Origin of the sequence: Affinundibacterium macrobrachii, assembly GCF_014652415.1 — a bacterium.
GTDB lineage: Bacteria > Pseudomonadota > Gammaproteobacteria > Burkholderiales > Burkholderiaceae_D > Undibacterium > Undibacterium macrobrachii.
Genome location: NZ_BMYT01000005.1, coordinates 1 through 18,036 on the forward strand (window position 1 = coordinate 1; position 18,036 = coordinate 18,036).

General features: G+C 44.9%; 17 protein-coding genes. 12 read left to right on the forward strand and 5 right to left on the reverse strand.

Features of this window, described 5'->3' with window-relative positions:
- On the forward strand, nucleotides 1-71 hold a 71-nt coding region (locus tag IE103_RS18675; protein ID WP_189345014.1), incomplete at its 5' end, for an IS3 family transposase.
- Nucleotides 72-145: 74 nt separating this feature from the next.
- Here IE103_RS18675 and IE103_RS14120 read toward each other — a convergent pair.
- On the reverse strand, nucleotides 146-610 hold the full coding sequence (locus tag IE103_RS14120) for an OsmC family protein (RefSeq protein ID WP_189346783.1): 465 nt from the start codon (nucleotides 608-610) through the stop codon (nucleotides 146-148).
- 571 nt (nucleotides 611-1,181) lie between these two features.
- On the opposite strand from IE103_RS14120, the gene rplM reads away from it, so the two are divergent.
- The 9 genes from rplM to glcF all read left to right on the forward strand — a co-directional run bounded on the left by rplM (nucleotide 1,182) and on the right by glcF (nucleotide 9,280).
- Nucleotides 1,182-1,610, forward strand: coding sequence for a 50S ribosomal protein L13 (gene rplM / locus IE103_RS14125; RefSeq protein ID WP_189346784.1), 429 nt, complete (start codon nucleotides 1,182-1,184; stop codon nucleotides 1,608-1,610).
- Nucleotides 1,611-1,619: 9 nt separating this feature from the next.
- Nucleotides 1,620-2,012: a 30S ribosomal protein S9 gene (gene rpsI / locus IE103_RS14130; protein ID WP_189346785.1), complete on the forward strand. Its 393-nt coding sequence runs from the start codon at nucleotides 1,620-1,622 to the stop codon at nucleotides 2,010-2,012.
- A 382-nt stretch (nucleotides 2,013-2,394) separates the two neighbouring features.
- The gene (gene argC / locus IE103_RS14135; protein WP_189346786.1) at nucleotides 2,395-3,432 is read left to right on the forward strand and encodes an N-acetyl-gamma-glutamyl-phosphate reductase; all 1,038 of its coding nucleotides are present in this window, start codon (nucleotides 2,395-2,397) and stop codon (nucleotides 3,430-3,432) included.
- A gap of 66 nt (nucleotides 3,433-3,498) precedes the next feature.
- Nucleotides 3,499-4,179: a DUF6776 family protein gene (locus IE103_RS14140; protein WP_189346787.1), complete on the forward strand. Its 681-nt coding sequence runs from the start codon at nucleotides 3,499-3,501 to the stop codon at nucleotides 4,177-4,179.
- 80 nt (nucleotides 4,180-4,259) lie between these two features.
- Nucleotides 4,260-4,646 (forward strand): bactofilin family protein, encoded by a 387-nt coding sequence (locus IE103_RS14145; protein ID WP_189346788.1) that lies wholly within the window; start codon nucleotides 4,260-4,262, stop codon nucleotides 4,644-4,646.
- A 78-nt stretch (nucleotides 4,647-4,724) separates the two neighbouring features.
- The gene (gene erpA / locus IE103_RS14150) at nucleotides 4,725-5,075 is read left to right on the forward strand and encodes an iron-sulfur cluster insertion protein ErpA (RefSeq protein WP_189346789.1); all 351 of its coding nucleotides are present in this window, start codon (nucleotides 4,725-4,727) and stop codon (nucleotides 5,073-5,075) included.
- A gap of 137 nt (nucleotides 5,076-5,212) precedes the next feature.
- Nucleotides 5,213-6,679, forward strand: a complete 1,467-nt coding sequence (locus IE103_RS14155; RefSeq protein ID WP_189346790.1) for an FAD-linked oxidase C-terminal domain-containing protein — start codon at nucleotides 5,213-5,215, stop codon at nucleotides 6,677-6,679.
- Nucleotides 6,680-6,703: 24 nt separating this feature from the next.
- The gene (glcE, locus tag IE103_RS14160; protein WP_189346791.1) at nucleotides 6,704-7,774 is read left to right on the forward strand and encodes a glycolate oxidase subunit GlcE; all 1,071 of its coding nucleotides are present in this window, start codon (nucleotides 6,704-6,706) and stop codon (nucleotides 7,772-7,774) included.
- 48 nt (nucleotides 7,775-7,822) lie between these two features.
- Entirely contained in the window at nucleotides 7,823-9,280 is a 1,458-nt protein-coding gene (gene glcF, locus IE103_RS14165; protein WP_189346792.1) for a glycolate oxidase subunit GlcF, read from the forward strand.
- 66 nt (nucleotides 9,281-9,346) lie between these two features.
- On the opposite strand, the gene IE103_RS14170 is transcribed toward glcF, so the two are convergent.
- The 4 genes from IE103_RS14170 to glk all read right to left on the reverse strand — a co-directional run bounded on the left by IE103_RS14170 (nucleotide 9,347) and on the right by glk (nucleotide 14,895).
- The gene (locus IE103_RS14170; protein ID WP_189346793.1) at nucleotides 9,347-9,958 is read right to left on the reverse strand and encodes an OmpW/AlkL family protein; all 612 of its coding nucleotides are present in this window, start codon (nucleotides 9,956-9,958) and stop codon (nucleotides 9,347-9,349) included.
- Nucleotides 9,959-10,388: 430 nt separating this feature from the next.
- The gene (locus tag IE103_RS14175; protein WP_189346794.1) at nucleotides 10,389-11,735 is read right to left on the reverse strand and encodes an alpha-amylase family glycosyl hydrolase; all 1,347 of its coding nucleotides are present in this window, start codon (nucleotides 11,733-11,735) and stop codon (nucleotides 10,389-10,391) included.
- 41 nt (nucleotides 11,736-11,776) lie between these two features.
- Nucleotides 11,777-13,708: a glycoside hydrolase family 13 protein gene (locus IE103_RS14180; protein ID WP_308427002.1), complete on the reverse strand. Its 1,932-nt coding sequence runs from the start codon at nucleotides 13,706-13,708 to the stop codon at nucleotides 11,777-11,779.
- A gap of 176 nt (nucleotides 13,709-13,884) precedes the next feature.
- A complete protein-coding gene (gene glk, locus IE103_RS14185) occupies nucleotides 13,885-14,895 on the reverse strand; it encodes a glucokinase (RefSeq protein ID WP_189346796.1) in 1,011 nt (336 codons plus the stop codon).
- Nucleotides 14,896-15,527: 632 nt separating this feature from the next.
- Between glk and IE103_RS14190 the strand changes: the two genes are divergently transcribed.
- Nucleotides 15,528-17,474 carry a glucokinase gene (locus IE103_RS14190; RefSeq protein ID WP_229827300.1) on the forward strand — a complete coding sequence of 649 codons (1,947 nt, stop codon included), beginning with the start codon at nucleotides 15,528-15,530 and terminating at the stop codon, nucleotides 17,472-17,474.
- A 297-nt stretch (nucleotides 17,475-17,771) separates the two neighbouring features.
- Nucleotides 17,772-18,035 carry a hypothetical protein gene (locus IE103_RS14195; protein ID WP_186890763.1) on the forward strand — a complete coding sequence of 88 codons (264 nt, stop codon included), beginning with the start codon at nucleotides 17,772-17,774 and terminating at the stop codon, nucleotides 18,033-18,035.
- Nucleotide 18,036: the final 1 nt, after the last annotated feature.

Consider the following 18,036-nt stretch of genomic DNA (forward strand, 5'->3'; position numbering starts at 1 on the left):
ACGACAGAATCAAACTGAAACTAAAAGGGCTGAGTCCTGTGCAATACAGAAATCAGCCCTTGCATGCCTAACTAACAAACTGTCCAACTTTTTGGGGTCAGATCAGAGATTATCCGGCATTTTTTTACATTGAAATTCTTCTCATTTATTCATTAACTTCTGTTTTGTCGTGTTCTGATGTCAGAGTTAAGTCTTCGATAATTTCATAGCTGTGTGACATCTGTGCAGTTTTACTCAGCATAATCGAAGCTGAGCAGTATTTCTCATGGGAGAGTGCGATTGCGCGTTCAACCAAGTTTGCTTTCAGATTGCGGCCAGTCACCACAAAGTGGAAATGAATTTTTGTGAACACTTTCGGTTCGGTTTCAGCACGTTCTGCACTTAATTTCACTTCGCAACCACGTACATCTTGTTTGCCTTTACGCAAAATCAAAACTACGTCATAAGCTGAACAACCACCAGTTCCAAGCAAAACCATTTCCATTGGTCTCGGTGCAAGATTATGACCGCCACCTTCGGCAGCTCCATCCATTACGACGGCATGACCCGATCCAGTTTTGGCTAAAAAACTCATGCCGGAAGTTCCGGTCCAGGCTACGTTGACTTCCATTTCTCTTTCCTCCGTATGGGTATGTATACAAACTGGTCTATTGTAACTGAGTCATGCAAAGTCTTGTTTTTATGCAAGAGGGCGCATTTGACAAGAAAATGAAGAAGAATCTGCGCCTTCTCGATTGTAAATGTCACGAAATATGCTACTTCGAGTAGCGAATTTCGATACTTTCTAGATGGTGTGAAGTTTTCCTAGTATAGAAGGATTGATTCGCCTAAGATGATTCCTCAGATTTCGTGTGAGTTTGTCATTGATCTCTGCACGCATCTCCTCCGTCACACCAAGTGACTTATCCCGAAGCTCACCTTCGGGTTTTTTTTGCCCTTTAAAATTGTGCTTTTAGGTTTTTTGAGGCTTGTTTCAACAAAAAAGAAACTGATAATCGATTTAAAACTGCTTAAAACTTAAACAGTGCGTAAAGAGTGCTTGCGCTAAGTCTTTGAAAATACTATAATTTCCGACTCTCTGTTCGCCCAGGAGAGAATTTAACAAGGGAGCGTCTGCCAGAAGTTGTTGGTAGAACCACCGAAATCAGGGTGTTTTTTATCTTTTTTATTTAGGATTCAACATGAAAACCTTTTCCGCTAAGGGCCATGAGGTTCAGCGCGACTGGTTCGTGATTGACGCGACAGACAAAGTTCTCGGACGTGTTGCCAGCGAAGTGGCACTCCGTTTACGCGGCAAGCATAAACCAGAATTTACTCCACACGTTGACACGGGCGATTTCATCGTCGTAGTGAATGCAGCTAAACTGCGCGTGACTGGTACTAAAGCTCTGAACAAAGTTTACTATCGTCATACTGGATACCCAGGTGGTATCTACGAAACGAACTTCCAAAAAATGCAAGCTCGCTTCCCAGGTCGCGCATTAGAGAAGGCTGTTAAAGGCATGTTGCCAAAAGGCCCACTCGGTTACGCAATGATCAAGAAGTTGAAAGTGTACGCAGATGCAACGCATCCGCACGCTGCTCAGCAACCACAAGTACTCGACATCTAAGGAATAGCCATGATCGGTAATTACAACTACGGAACTGGCCGTCGCAAGAGCGCAATCGCTCGTGTATTCCTGAAAACAGGTAGCGGCAAGATTGTGGTCAACGGTAAACCAGCTGACCAATATTTCTCTCGTAAAACTGGCTTGATGGTTATTCGTCAACCACTCGAGTTAACAAATCACCTCGAAACATTCGACATCATGATCAATGTACACGGTGGTGGTGAATCTGGCCAATACGGCGCGGTTCGTCACGGTATCACACGTGCTTTGATCGACTACGATGCAACTTTGAAATCTGAATTGTCCAAAGCTGGCTTCGTTACTCGTGATGCTCGTGAAGTTGAACGTAAGAAAGTTGGTTTGCGCAAAGCACGTCGTGCAAAACAATTCTCCAAGCGTTAATTTGCTTATTGCAGATTTTTGCTGGAACAAAAAAACCGCCACTTGTTGGCGGTTTTTTTTCGCCTAGAATAAATTTTGATTGGCATAGATATTTTTTCGACGCAGAGGCGCAGAGGGCGCAGAGAAATTTTAATTGCAGCCCGGCTCGCCCTAGCTTATACGACTCGTACTAGTTCGAAGAACTCTTCAGTTGAGCCGCCGGAAAAACTCAATTAAACACATTACATCAAACTCTGCGGTCTCCGCGCCTCTGCGGCAAAAGGTCTCAAATACATTTCAAAGATTCCTGCGGAAACAATCGTCTATTGGGAAATCAGGTTTCGACTGCTAGAATGCACGCACAATTTCTTAATGGCACCAGTTTTAGTTTAGGACAATCAACATGATCAAAATCGGTATTGTAGGTGGAACAGGTTACACAGGCGTTGAATTATTGCGAATTCTCGCAACCCATCCACATGCACAGTTGACCGCCATTACCTCACGTAAAGAAGATGGTGTACCTGTTGCGCAGATGTATCCATCCTTGCGCGGTCGTGTTGACTTGGCGTTTTCTTCACCTGACAAAGCGAATTTAAATGAGTGTGATGTGGTGTTCTTTGCGACGCCGCATGGTGTGGCGATGGCACAAGCGCCGGAGTTATTGGCCAATGGCGTAAAAGTGATTGATCTAGCAGCGGACTTCCGTATGCAAGATGTCGCGCAATTCGAAAAATGGTATGGCATGGAACATAGCTGTAAAGATTTATTACCAGAAGCTGTTTATGGCTTGCCAGAACTGAATCGCGCGCAAATTAAAGATGCTCGTTTGATTGGAAATCCCGGTTGCTATCCAACCACGATGCAATTGGGTTTTGCGCCATTGTTAAAGGCAGGTGTGATTGATGCGAGTAATTTGATCGCGGATTGTAAGTCAGGTGTGTCTGGCGCAGGTCGCAAAGCAGAAATTGGTATTTTGTTTTCAGAGACGAGCGATAGCTTTAAGGCTTATGGTGTTGCTGGTCATCGTCATACACCTGAAACTATTGAGCAATTGCAGCGTTTGACTAAGGATAAAGTAGAGTTGTTATTCACGCCTCACCTCGTACCAATGATTCGCGGAATGCATTCCACTTTATACGCGCAATTAACACAAGAAATTAGTAATGAAGCCTTGCAAGCTCTGTTCGAAACTGCATACCAAGATGAAGCTTTTGTCGACGTGATGCCTTTTGGTTCGCATCCTGAGACCCGTTCAACGCGTGCTTCCAATATGTTGCGCATAGCTCTGCATCGTCCAGGCAATGGTAAGCATGTGGTGATTCTGGTGGTGCAGGATAATCTGGTTAAGGGCGCTTCTGGTCAAGCCGTGCAATGTATGAATATTATGTTTGGTTTGGATGAAAGCACAGGTTTACAGCATGTATCTGTCAATCCATAAATCGATCGTTCATCATTGATTATGCCAATCTCAAAATTTTTTCGGCGCCGCATGGCGGTGTCAAAGATGACGATCAATCAGCATTTGCCATGGCCAATCAAGTTTGCCTTGTTTGCAGTGGTGATTGGCTTAGGTGGTGCAATTGCGATGTGGACTTATGACATGGGACGTAGTTTTGCGTTTGGCCCCAAGTTTTCGCCCGAGCAAATGACTGCCTTGCAAGATAAAGTCGCCAGCTTGAGTGCGGAGCGCGATAAGTTACAAGCACTTGCTGCCACCATTGAAAGCCAGCAAAACATTGAAAAGTCGATACAAAAACAATTGACGGATCAAATCAATACTTTAACCGCTGAAAATAATCGGATTAAAGATGATTTAGCTTTTTTTGAGAGCTTGATGCCTTCAGCCAATCGTCCACAAGGGATTACTTTGCAGAAGGCGAAGATAGAGTTGGTAGGTCCGAATTTGTTGCGTTATCGCGCCTTGGTTATGCAGGGGGGCAAAGCGGTTCGTGAATTTAGTGGTGAAATGCATGTCAGCTTGACACTAATTCAAGATGGTAAACCTGTTATGATGGAATTTCCCGATCCTAAATTAGGAGAGGCTGCAAAGTTAAAACTCTCATTTAAGCATTACCAAAGGTTAGAGGGGCAGATTACTTTGCCAGAAGGTGTAACCGTAAAATCAGCACAGATGACAGTTCTCGAAAAAGGTGAATTGCGAGCTAAGCAAGCGCTTAGTTTGTAAGTTTGTCGCGTAGCGCTAAGTGTTATAAAAACCATCTTTTTATTAAACACTGTCAATATTCTAAAAACTGAGGAGTTTGCATGTTTAATCGTAAAAACAAAAGCACGATAGATAGCCTGATCGGTTCTAGTACCAGTATCGAAGGTGATATCCACTTTAAAGGTGGTTTACGCATTGATGGGCGAGTGAAGGGAAATGTCATCGCTGAATCAGGCACGACAAGTATTTTGATTATTTCGGAACAAGCCGTCATTGATGGCGAAGTGCGGGCTGGCCACGTGGTGGTAAATGGCGTCATTAATGGCCCAGTGATTTCCACAGAGTTGATTGAATTGCAAAGCAAAGCAAAAATTTCAGGCGATGTGCACTACAAAGCGCTGGAAATGATGAATGGTGCATTAGTTTCAGGAAAGCTTGCGCATGATCAAAATGCAGAGCCAGTCTTGAAGTTAGCTGCTTCCAACTAGCTTGTGAAATAAGGTCTATAATAGCAACCTGATTTGAACCAATTTGAGCCACTTTGTGCCAACTAGCAGGAGCCGATTATGAACGCTGTTACCGATATGCCAAGCCCAATTATTTTCACTGATAGTGCAGCTGCGAAAGTTGCACAATTGATTGAAGAAGAAGGTAATCCAGATTTGAAATTACGTGTATTCGTGCAAGGCGGCGGATGCTCTGGTTTTCAATACGGATTCACATTTGATGAAGTGACGAACGAAGACGACACCATCATGGACAAAAATGGTGTGCAATTGTTGGTTGATGCCATGAGCTATCAATATTTGGTTGGTGCTGAAATCGACTACAAAGACGATTTAGAAGGTGCACAATTTGTGATTAAAAATCCAAATGCACAATCAACTTGCGGTTGTGGTTCCTCATTTTCTGCATAAGCTGTTTTCCAGATGCACACAAAAAAAGACGCTGCGGCGTCTTTTTTTTATCCAAAAATTATTTCCTACTCACAAATTATTCACTACACGCTACACTGATTGTGATCACTAAATTCAGTGAAACTATGAGGTAAGTCATGGATAGTGTACAGACTCGAGCGGCTATGCTTGCGGCTTTACGCAAGCACCTGCCGGCACATTGTATTTTGTCTGATGCAGAAGATACGCGTCCTTATGAATGTGATGCATTGAGCACTCACAAGCAGTTGCCTTTGCTCGTGGTGTTGCCAGAAAATGAAGCGCAGATTGTTGCGATACTTCAGGTTTGTCGTGATTTTCAAGTGCCCGTTGTGCCGCGTGGTGCTGGAACAGGCTTATCGGGTGGTGCAACGCCTATTCAAGATGGCGTAGTTTTGTCTACTGCAAAATTGAATAAAATTTTGGAAGTGAATCCTTATGCGCGAACTGCAAAAGTGCAACCTGGTGTGCGTAACTTAGCGATTTCAGATGCAGCCGCGCATGCTGGCTTGTATTACGCGCCTGATCCCTCATCGCAACTGGCGTGTACGATCGGCGGCAATGTTGCCGAAAATGCTGGTGGCGTGCATTGTCTAAAATACGGGCTGACCATACATAATGTGTTATGCCTGCGTATCGTCACGATCGATGGGGAAGTTTTAGAATTGGGTAGCCAGGCTTTGGACGCTCCCGGCTTGGATTTGCTGGCGATTTTTATTGGTTCAGAAGGTATGCTTGGCATCGTCACCGAAGTGACTGTCAAGTTAATTCCGAAGGCGCAAACTGCACAAGTGATTATGGCTTCATTCTCTGAACTAGAACAAGCCGGACACGCTGTGGCACAAATCATTGCAGAAGGGATTATTCCAGCGGGATTAGAGATGATGGATCAAACCTCGATCAGAATGGTGGAGCCATTTGTTCACGCTGGTTACGACATCGATGCGGCGGCAATTCTTTTATGCGAATCGGATGGCAATTCAGAAGAAGTTGCCGAAGAAATTGCACGTATGAGCGCAGTTTTAAAAGCTGCGGGTGCTAATAATTTGACGGTGTCGTTTAGTGAGGAACAACGCCAACAATTATGGTCGGGGCGTAAAAATGCCTTTCCCGCCGCAGGCAGAATATCACCAGATTATTATTGTGTGGACGGCACTATTCCGCGCAAACATTTGGCGCAAGTATTAAACGCGATTCGTCAAATGGAACTTCGTTATCAGATGGTGTGCGCAAATGTGTTTCATGCCGGTGATGGGAATTTACATCCTTTGATTTTATTTGATGCTAATCAGCCGGGAGCTTTAGAAAAAGCAGAGGCATTTGGCGCTGATATTTTGGATCTGTGTGTTCAACTCGGTGGCAGTATCACTGGCGAACATGGCGTAGGGATAGAAAAACTCAATGCAATGTGTGTGCAATTTAATGCTGAGGAATTGCTGAGTTTCTTTGGCGTCAAACATGCCTTTGACCCTTTGAATCTGCTCAATCCAAGCAAAGCAATTCCGAGTTTGCATCGCTGCGCTGAATTTGGCCGTATGCATGTCAATCAGGGAAAAATTGGGTTTCCTGATTTATCACGCTTTTAATCTGAAAGAGAACTGAACTTGACGATGAGTGATACCTACAATGAATTGTTACAGCAGTTTCGCCAGCAGATTTTGACTGCGGGCGAGGTTGGTTCATCGCTTTGCATACAAGGTGGTGCTAGTAAGTCTTGGTATGGCAATCCTGTAGCGGGCGATATATTGGATACACGTCCATACCGAGGTGTCATCAGCTACGAACCGACGGAGTTATACATCACCGCGCGCGCTGGCACACCATTGTGCGAGATCGAAGATTTGCTGGCACAACATGGCCAAATGCTGGCGTTTGAACCACCGCATTTTGGCGCGAATGCGACCATTGGCGGTATGGTTGCTACTGGTTTATCCGGTCCACGTCGGGCTACGCATGGAGCATTACGCGACTTCGTACTTGGTGTATCGATGATGAATGGTAAAGGCGAATTTTTGCGCTTTGGTGGACAAGTCATGAAGGATGTCGCGGGTTACGATGTGTCGCGATTAATGGCTGGTTCGCTCGGCAGTTTAGGCTTGCTATTAGACATTGCTCTGAAAGTAATGCCGCGCCCAGCATGCGAAACTAGCCTAGCATTTGCGATGTCCGAACAGGATGCCTTGCATGTCTTGAATCTTTGGGCGGGTCAAGCTTTGCCGATATCGGCGAGTTGTTATCATGCAGGACGTTTGCTAGTTCGCTTGTCGGGTTCTGAATCTGCGTTACGTTTGGCGAAGCAGAAACTAGGCGGGCTAGAGTTGCCGCAAACGGAATTGTTTTGGCAAAATTTACGTGAACATCAACATCACTTTTTTATTCCTGAAGATGGCTTAGCTTTGCTGCGTGTGTCCTTACCACCGACCGCGCCAGCTTTAAAAATAAAAGCAAAATCATTGATTGAGTGGGGTGGTGCGCAACGGTGGTTATGGACACATGAGCCGATTCCTTCTTTGCGTGAACAGGTACAAGCAATGGGGGGGCACTTGACGCAGTTTCGCTATGCCGATCCAACACAAGCTATTTTTACGCCCCTGAGTGCACCGCTTTTAAATATTCATCAGCAGCTCAAGAAAAGTTTTGATCCCGCATCGGTCTTTAATCGCGGTAAATTGTTTTCTTGAGTGGTTTTTCGGTTTAATTTGAATTATTCAACTTAGTGGTCTCCAAGTATGCAAACCAACATTAGCGAAACATATAAGCACACCACGGAGGGGCAAGAGGCTGAACAGATTTTACGTCAGTGTGTCCATTGCGGAATGTGCAATGCGACTTGTCCGACTTATCAATTATTGGGTGACGAACTCGACGGGCCACGCGGACGGATTTATCTGATTAAACAAGTGCTGGAAGGCAAACAAGCGACGCAAAAAACACAGACGCATTTGGATCGTTGCTTGACTTGCCGTAGTTGCGAGACGACTTGTCCTTCTGGTGTTCAATATGGACGATTATTAGAAATTGGACGAGGTATCGTCGAGCAGCAAGTTGCTCGTTCTTGGTCACAAAAATTGTTCCGCTCAGCATTGAAGAATGGTTTGAGTAATCCTCGTTTGTTTCAACATGCCCTAAGGTGGGGACGCCGCTTGAAGCCTGTATTGCCGCAGCAGTTACAAGAAAAAATTCCAGCCATAACCGCACTTACTCCGAGTTCACATCCGATCGCGGCAGGCCAGTACCAGCGTAGGGTCATTTTGCTTGAGGGCTGTGTACAAGGCAGTTTAGCGCCGAATATTAATGCGGCAACTAAGCGTGTATTGCAGCGTTTGCAGGTCGAATCGATAGTGGCGACAGAGGCGGGGTGTTGTGGTGCTGTGCGATTACATTTGAGTGATGTCTCTGGCGCACAAGTGGCTGCAAGACAAAATATCGATGCATGGTGGCCAATCATCAATCAGGCTACAGAGTCAGCGCAAGCGGAGATAGCGATTGTGATGACAGCGTCGGGATGCGGTGTTACGGTCAAAGATTACGCCAGTTTGTTAGTGCATGATGCAGCGTATGCAGAAAAGGCAAAACGCATTAGTGCACTGACTGTGGATTTGAGTGAATACCTAATGAACTTTTTACCAGAATTAATCGCCTTAGTCGGTGGCGATATTCCACAAAAACTGACTTGGCATGCGCCATGTAGTTTGCAGCATGGGCAGCAAGTACGAGGTAAGTTAGAGAAAATACTAGCTAGTCTTGGTGTTGATGTGCGTAGCTGCGAGAATAGTCATTTGTGTTGTGGCTCTGCTGGGACTTATTCGATATTACAGCCGACTTTGGCGAGACAATTACGAGACAATAAAATCGCTGCATTAGAGCGAACTCAGCCCGACATTATCATTAGTGCGAATATGGCGTGTCAGCAGCATTTACAAGCAGCTACAAAAATTCCCGTCTTGCATTGGATAGAAGTACTCGATCAGGCGATGGATACATTGCTTACCACGACCAAAGAGTCGCTTGCACCTATCTTAGTGGCAGAGCAAGCTGAGACAGTTGTACTGCCTGCGCAAAGTTCAACAAACCATTCTGAAAATGCGTCACATGCTGTCAACGATAAGACAAAAGCGGCTTTAGGTCCGAAGACCAATCTAGCAAAGAAAAAACAAAGCAAAAAGAAATCAAAAAGAAATCAATAAAGAAAAAAGTCGCCTCGCTATTAGCACGGCGACTTTATTGCTTTTAGTATCTAATTAAAACTTAGATTAGAAACGGTAGCCTACACCAACACCGATCAACAATGGATCAACTTTAACAGCACTTGCTTTCGCGCCAGCGATTTTCACATCGCTACGAATTTGTACTTTTTTCACGTCTAAGTTTAAAGACCAGTTTTTGTCGATTGCGAAATCAACACCAGCTTGTACAGACAGGCCAAAGCTGCTGCTTTCCAAACTGCCTTTGCCACCCAACAAATTCACTTTAGAGATGTTTGTGTAGTTCACACCAACGCCGAGGTATGGGTTGATGTTGGAGTTTGGTGCGAAGTGATACTGAGCAGACAATGTTGGTGGCAAGTGTTTGAATGTACCAATATTGTTACCATCCAAATACACATCGTGTTTTTGTGGGTAAGTCAAAATCAATTCAGCAGATACGTTTGGTGAGAAGAAATAAGAAATATCGATTTCTGGAATTGTCTTTTTGCCGACTGTGATGCGGTCTTCCGCGCCAACACCGCCAACTTGATCAGATTTGTTTGCTGTGTCGATATTAACAACGCGACCACGAACCAACCATGGGCTATCTTGTGCAATTGCTTCTGCGCTGATGAAACCAACTGATGCTAAAGAGAGTGCGAGAACGAGCTTTTTCATTTTCATTTTCCTTGGTTATTAATACAAATTTTGATTCTTTTGGTTTAGCGATTTGTTTCCTAAACTCGATGGAAACAGTTTAGTTGCGCACTGCAGCATGCGTCTTGAGCTAGATCAAATTAGCTGTCAGCTGGATAAAAAATCTGATGGATTTGTTTTTTCGCTGTTTTGAGTGCATTTCGATTTGATTGTTGAGGCAAGCCCACTTTATTTGCCGCTGTCTATAGAGCACAAAGTAAGTTGAAAAACTACGCGCACAATAAAAAACACCAGCGTTGAGATTTCACGCTGGTGTTTTTTTATAGTTTGATTTTCTTGGTGCTACTTCGTCTCTTCCTACTACCTCTACTACAAACTGGTATTACTGCTCTGCGCTAAGAATTCAGCATTCATTTAGCATTTATGTGGCAAGCATAATACTGTATTTTGCCTATTGCGCAAACACTTTGTATTCCCAAGGTTTGAGATTAAATTTGACATTGGAGCCAAGTGGTGCTTTTGCGCCACTATGAATATCACGTAGTTTGCCTTTTGCCAGCGCGGATTGAACATCGGCGGTTTGTGCCTGATTCGATAAGTTAAAAATCGCCACAATTTTGTTACCATCTTTTTCACGGGTAAATGCAAATACCTTGTCATCTGCACCAGTGTGGATACGTTGCATTTCGCCACCCGCCACGCCATTCCACAAAGCCTTGTTAGTTTTCTTTAATTGAAACAGTTTGGTATAGAGCTGTTTGAATGGGTGTGCTTTCCATTCGATAGGATCGCGTTCAAAGAAATTCAATGCCTTGTTATTCCCCGCTTCTTGGCCGCTATACATCAAAGGCATGCCTTTCATGATATTGGATAAGACTAAGAAGGTTTCTACTGCATCGCCAAGACGTACAAATTCGGTGCCTTCCCAACTATTCAAATCATGATTGGTGATGTGCAACATACGATAGGCGTCGGCGTGGTAATTTTTTTCTTCCCCATTTAAGTAAGCATCTAAATCTTTTACTGATTTTTTACCTTGGGCGATTTCATTAAATAAATCCTTGTATTGCCAGCCATACGTCATATCGAATGCTTTCTCGTGCAATTCAAACTCATGTGCTTCGGCCAGCATGAAAACTTTTTTCGTCTTATCGAGTTCTTTGCGCGTGTCATTCCAGAAATCAGTCGGTACCATCGCGGCGACGTCGCAACGGAAGCCATCGATATTGTATTCAGTGAGCCAGAAGCGCATTGCATCGACCATTTCTTTACGCAATTGTTGATTACTATAGTCGAGCGCAATCACGTCAGCCCAATCTGGTACCGGTGGCACGAACTTACCGTCCTTATCTTTCTTATAGAATTCTGGATGCTTTTCAGTCCATGGATGATCCCATGCAGTGTGATTTGGTACCCAATCAATAATCACATACATACCTTGCGCATGGATGGCTTTTACGAGTTTTTTGAAGTCGGCTGGTGTGCCAAATTCAGGATTGACCCCTTTGTAATCGCGCACTGCGTAGTAGCTACCTAATGTGCCTTTGCGATTCTTTTCACCGATAGGATTAATCGGCATTAACCAAATAACTTTGACGCCCATTTTTTTGAGCTCGGGTAAGTACTCTTCAAACTTTTGAAAACTACCTTCTTTAGAATATTGGCGAATATTCGCTTCATAAATGGTGGCATTTTTTGTCCAAGCTGGATGCACTACTTCGCTACGTGTTTGTGCAGTCGCTGGCATGGCGCTCAGAGCGCCGATACTAAGTAAGAGTGAGAACAGTAAATTTTTCATGATGTGACCTCGTTGGGGGGATGGTTTGCTTTGCTACAGAGTTAGTGCAACTCCAAAATCATTGCTGACTTGGCGTTGACGTTGAGTGTTTTGTCTAAAACCAAAGCACGATTATTCATAATCTCAATCGCACGCTGACTTCCTTGAAGTGCTTCATTAAAGCGCGATAAGTCGAGTTGGACTGCTTTTTCGTTGCGATTAATAATGACCATTACTTTCTGTTTGGCGTCGCTGCGGAAGTACACATAGCAATTATTTTCAGGAATAAAGTGAAGCAGTTTTCCGTGATGAATTGCGCTAGCGGTTTTACGCCAATTGAATAGACGCGTTACAAAATTTTGCATGTCTTGTTGCGCTGGGCTTAAATTTCTTCCGGTAAAAGCATTGACTTCGTCACCCTCCCAACCACCTGGAAAATCGCCTCTGACTTTGCCATCATCGCGCTGTTTGGGGCTGGTCATTAAGACTTCTGCGCCATAAAACATTTGTGGAATACCACGTAGTGTTGCGAGCATGGTGAATGCAAGTTTGTTTAAATCGACATCCTCATTCAGCGCTGAAAATATGCGTGGCGTATCGTGATTGCCCTCAAAAATGGTTAAATTGTCTGGTTCAGCATAAATGAAATCATTGGCAATCGTCTCGTACATCGTCATCATGTCGACGCCTTTGCCATAGCCACCGACTAAGCTCGCGTGCAAGGCTTGATAGGTAGGGAAATCCATCAAACTTGGAACTGATGAGCGATATCCATCATGATTTTGTTTGCCACGCTGCCAGTAGGCGACGATGTTTGGATTCATACTCCATTCTTCACCGACGATATTGAACTGCGGGTATTCTTCCATCACACGTTGCGACCAACGCGCTAGAAACGCTTTATCCGAGTAGGAATAGGTATCCGTGCGTAGACCGGACAGATCTGCAAACTCGATCCACCATAAACTGTTTTGGATTAAATACTTGGCTAGAAATGGATTGCGCTGATTCAAATCCGGCATGGTTTTAACAAACCAACCATCTGCAAATTTTTGTTTATCAATTTGCGCGGCGTGCGCGTCTTGCAAGGTGCTGCGAATATGGTTGGTTTCCGTATATTGCTGCGGAAAATTGAGCCAATCCTTGCTCGGCAAATCCTTCATCCACCAATGATTCGAGCCGACATGATTCAGCACAATGTCTTGGATAACGCCGATGTTTTTTGCTTTTGCTTCTTGCACGAATTGCTGATAATCGCGATTGCTACCAAAACGTGGATCGATGCGATAGAAGTCGGTTGCTGCGTAGCCGTGATAAGAATTAATCTCCTGCGCATTTTCGACCAATGGAGTCGGCCATACCATCGTAAATCCCATTTTTGCAATGTAGTCGAGATGTTGCCGCATACCCTCAAGATCACCACCATGTCGTCCACCTGGGACATCACGTGCATGTTTGTCGCTGTAGTTGTGTTGATTGTCGTTGCGTGTGTCGCCATTCGCAAAACGATCTGGCATCAATAAATAAATCGCGTCACGAGGAGCAAATCCTTTGCGTTGTGCAGAGCCTGCGCGTCTAGCATGTAATTCAAACTTGATACTGCTTGCGACTTTTGCCGCAGAGTTTTTTGTTTTATCTGATGTTTGTAAAAACTGGATGGTGAGCGCACCGGGTTTGGTTTGATCTGCGATCTTTAGATCGATGAAAACATAGTTAGGATTGTCGCTACGATTTACTTGTTTGATGCTGACACCAGGATAAGAAATTTTTGGAGTCAGTTCAGTGATATTTTTTCCATGCACCATCAGTTGCACTTCTGGGTTTTTCATCCCTATCCACCAAGAGGCGGGTTCTACACGATTGATTTGATATTGTGATTGCTGCGCGTTTGCCGTCGGTATTGCAACTACATTGCTGATGAGTGTGGAGAGTAATACTGCAGATGAAAATAGCGTCGCACCAAAAAATCGCTGGCATGCACTTCTAATCGTTATTGAGGAGCGTATTAATGGCCGTGCTAGTCTAGGCTGTACTAATTGCGAAAGCCGCGTAAATGAACATTTTGATAGAAAAAAAGCAGCGCTGCTACACGCCTTACTATGTGGGGATAGTAAGGTCCCTTGGGAGAATAGCGAGAATTTAGAAAAAAATGCGCAGCGCTGCATAGGGTTCACTCTTCACTTTGTTCAATGGCAAAGGCCGCGCCACTCAGTGCCGCTAAGGTGTCTGTAATAAGTGCGGTTGGAATTTGTTGCAGATAGGATTGGAAGCGACCTTTTGCTTCAAACTTACTACGGAAGCGCGATGTGAAAAAGTAATCGCCTAGACGCGGTACGATGCCACCGCCAATATAGAGTCCACTACGTGCGCCTACCGTCAATGCGATATTGCCGCAGAAACTACCTAGTAGTGCGCAGAAACAGTCTAAAGTTTTGGCGCAAACGGCATCTTGAGCTTGTAATCCACGTTCAACGATTTGTTCTGTGCTGAGCTCTTCGGATTGCAGTTGTAAGCTGCGTGCTACTGCGCGATATAGAACTGGTAAACCTATGCCTGATAACAAGCGCTCTGCAGAAATATGATGAAACTCTAGCCGCGCGTGATTCAAGACACTAGCTTCAAAATCATCCGTTGCTGCAAGTGTCGCATGACCACCTTCACCAGGAATCGCAATCCAACCATGCCGCGTCTCAATCACCGATCCGACGCCCAAGCCAGTGCCTGGCCCGACTACGGCAAGTGTTCCTGAATGCTCTGGTAGGGCGCCGTGAGCGCGTATTTGTTCTGCCTTTAAGCGCGGTAAGGATAATGCTAGCGCTTCAAAGTCGTTCAGTGCAATAAAGCGATCTAGTTGCAATGCCGCTTTGACTTCTGTTCGCGTAAATTTCCAATGGCTATTGGTGAATTGAATTTGTTCTTGCCCTACCGCTGTCGCAACCGCAAAGGCGGCGCATCGGGGGGCTTGATATTGTTTGCCTAATTCTTGCTGCAATTGCTGTAGATAAGTTTCGCTAGCCGCAATTGGTGTCGCAAAGTCGGTGACGGCTAAGGTTTTGACTTGCGTAATATCAGCGCCAGCAGCAGCGACCCAGCCAAAACGCGCATTGCTACCGCCAATATCGGCAATCAGCCAAGGGTAGGGGGCAGTTGGTGTTGGCGGCAAATTCGATGCGGTTGTCATTGCGGGTTATTCCTATAGCGTGAATCGTATTCTGTTTAAGTTGATATTTCTGCGATTAGGCGAGCCAAGATAATTCAACTTATACCGAGATAATTGGAATGAATGTAGCAAAACTACATCAAAGTGGCAATGATTTTCGTGTCGAAATTCTGAATTTCGTGGAAAGTGTGGTTTTCCTCGAATGAAAGATTTTGCGAGAATGCGATTGTAGTCAGATAAAACGGTAGCTTGCTCTATAGATCTAATCGACCTTAATGCTAACTATTTGATTTTGATGGTTTATTGATGTCAGTATAGATGCTTAATCATCCGTAAAAATTTGATTGTTATCAATTTGTCTTATGTCGCAAAGCTTGTGATTACATAATGATTCTGTAGTCTAGTTACAAAAATGTACCGAATAGTCAATCAAATATTTACAAAAAATACCTCGTTGACTGATATATCCAAAATTAGTTTAGTCAGACTACAATGCAATCTCTTGCTTTTTTACTTGCATCTTTATTTGCATTTCAGTGCCGCTTGATGCAAGAAAAGAGCGAGGTAAGCACCGACCATGAGTGAGTTGCGCGTGTTTTGAGCGTATTCGCTTTGTTCAGATTTGATCCGTAAAACTTCGATTTTGGAAAATTATGCAAGCCCATCCAGTTGCTCGCACTTCAACCGCGCAAATTGCGCAATATCAGACCCCTCATTTGTTGGCAGATATTGGCGGTACTTATGCACGCTTTACTTTGGAAATGGGGCGGGGCGATTTTCAATATACGCACTCTTTGCTGTGTGCTGATTACGCCGATTTCTATTCAGCCGTGAAGGCATATTTACAAAGTTTGCCAGATCTTCATATTGAACATGCTGCAGTCGCCATCGCTAACCCTGTCGATGGTGATCAAGTCAGTATGACCAATTACCATTGGCAGTTTTCGATTGAAGAGATGCGGCAAAAGTTGGGCTTGGATACATTGTTGATCGTCAATGATTTCACCGCGCTAGCGATGGCATTGCCTCGACTTGGACCGAACGATGTGCAGCAAATTGGTGGTGGTGAAGCGCGTAAACAAAGTGTGATCGGCTTATTGGGGCCGGGTAGTGGTTTAGGTACCTCGGGTTTGATTCCAGCGGGCGATGGCTGGATTTCTTTGGGTTCGGAAGGTGGTCACACTAGCTTTGCTCCGCGTGATGAACGTGAAATTGCGATTTTGCGTTATGTCTGGAAACATTTTTCCCATGTCTCATTTGAGCGCTTAGTCTCTGGTCCTGGCTTAGAGTTGATTTATCAAGCTTTGTGCGACTATGCGCAAATACAAGTACAGGAGTTGACCGCGCCAGAAATCACCCAACGCGCCCTCGATCGAACCGATCCGCAATGTGTTGAAGCGCTGGACGTATTTTGCGCATTACTAGGAACCGCGGCAGCCAATCTTGCGGTCACTCTGGGGGCGATGGGGGGAATTTATATTGGCGGCGGCATCGTGCCTCGTTTGGGTGAGTATTTCGCCGCTTCAAGTTTCCGCGCTCGATTCGAAGAGAAAGGGCGGTTTAGTCGCTATGTTGCCGCCATTCCAACATTTGTGATCACAGCCGAGCATGCGACTTTTATGGGAGCCGCCGCCATCTTAGACGCCCAATTGCGTAGCTTGCAAACCGAACCGGGCTCGGCAATTTTGGGGCAAATTCGTCGGATTCGAGCAGATTTGTCACCGGCTGAATTGCGTGTTGCGGATCATGTGTTGGCGCATGCGAGAGCGGTGGTGAATGATCCGATTGCCGAGATTGCACGGGCTGCCGATGTCAGTCAGCCAACTGTGATTCGCTTCTGTCGCTCTTTGGGGTGTGAAGGCTTATCTGACTTCAAATTACGATTGGCTTCTGGCTTAACCGGCACGGTGCCAGTCACGCATATTCAAGTCACGGACGATGATTCTGCATTGGAATTAGGTGCCAAGGTGTTGGGAAATACCGCCTCATCGATTTTGCAAGTGCGTAATCAATTAAACCGCGACATGATAGAGCGCGCGATTCAATGCATTAGTAGAGCGAATAAATTAGAGTTTTACGCGATTGGCCACTATGGTGTGGTCGCGCAAGATGCGCAATTTAAATTCTTACGTTTAGGTATTCCTAGTATCGCGCATACCGATTCACGTTTACAGCTGTTGTCTGCAAGTGTCTTGGGTGAAAATGATGTGGTGGTTATCAGTAGCAGCAGCGGTCGCTTACCAGAGTTAATTGAAGTAGCTGAGAAGGTGCGTGAACGTGGCGCCAAAATTATTGCGATTGCCGCCAGTCACTCTCCCTTGATTCGTAAAGCGGATATTGCTTTGATTGTTGATCATGTTGAAGATGTCACCACGCACTTGCCTATGGTGAGCCGTATTTTGCATTTGCTGGTGATTGATATGTTAGCAGTCGGCGTAGCGATGGGGCGCAATCCAGGCGCTGCAAGCTTAATGTCGGGTGAGGCTGATGAGCGTCTAGATGAAGCCATGCCCGTTTCTAAAAAGCCCGCTGCACGCACGCAAGCACCTGGCGTGAGCCTCGCCACCCCTCTGGCGACTTTGACTTCACATAGTCGTTAAATCAACTAGCCGCCATCACTATGTGGGTCTCAAGTAGATTTCATTTCCTTATGTAGCATGAAGTAAGCGAATGTAAGCTAGCTGAGACTTCAGGTAGGTATTCGCCTATCTGTGTCGCCCTCCCATTTGTCGTTTAAGTGCCGATTTTGTAGCTTAATCCCGTGCTTTTTGCATTTCGTCGCATGTCGATAGCACTTGACTTAAAGCTTGATTACAGTACACCCATCGAATCACGATTCGATGCAAGAAAACAGTAAAACTTAAATCTTATTAAACGACATCTTTAGGAGAAATATCATGAAAACACTTACCGCTACCGCTATCGTTTCTGCAGCTTCTGCTTGCGTAACATCGTTGATTTTTGTTGGTATCGTCAATGTGGCAACGACCACCCAAGTAGAAGCTTCACCAGCACCGATACAAACAGTGACAGTGCGTCATGCACGTATGACAGAAGCAGAAAAACTCGCTTATGATCAAGAAACATCAATGATGCAAACCGTGGTGATTAGCGCTAAGCGTTTGACACCAGAACAAAAAGCAGCGATGTCTGCCGAGTAAT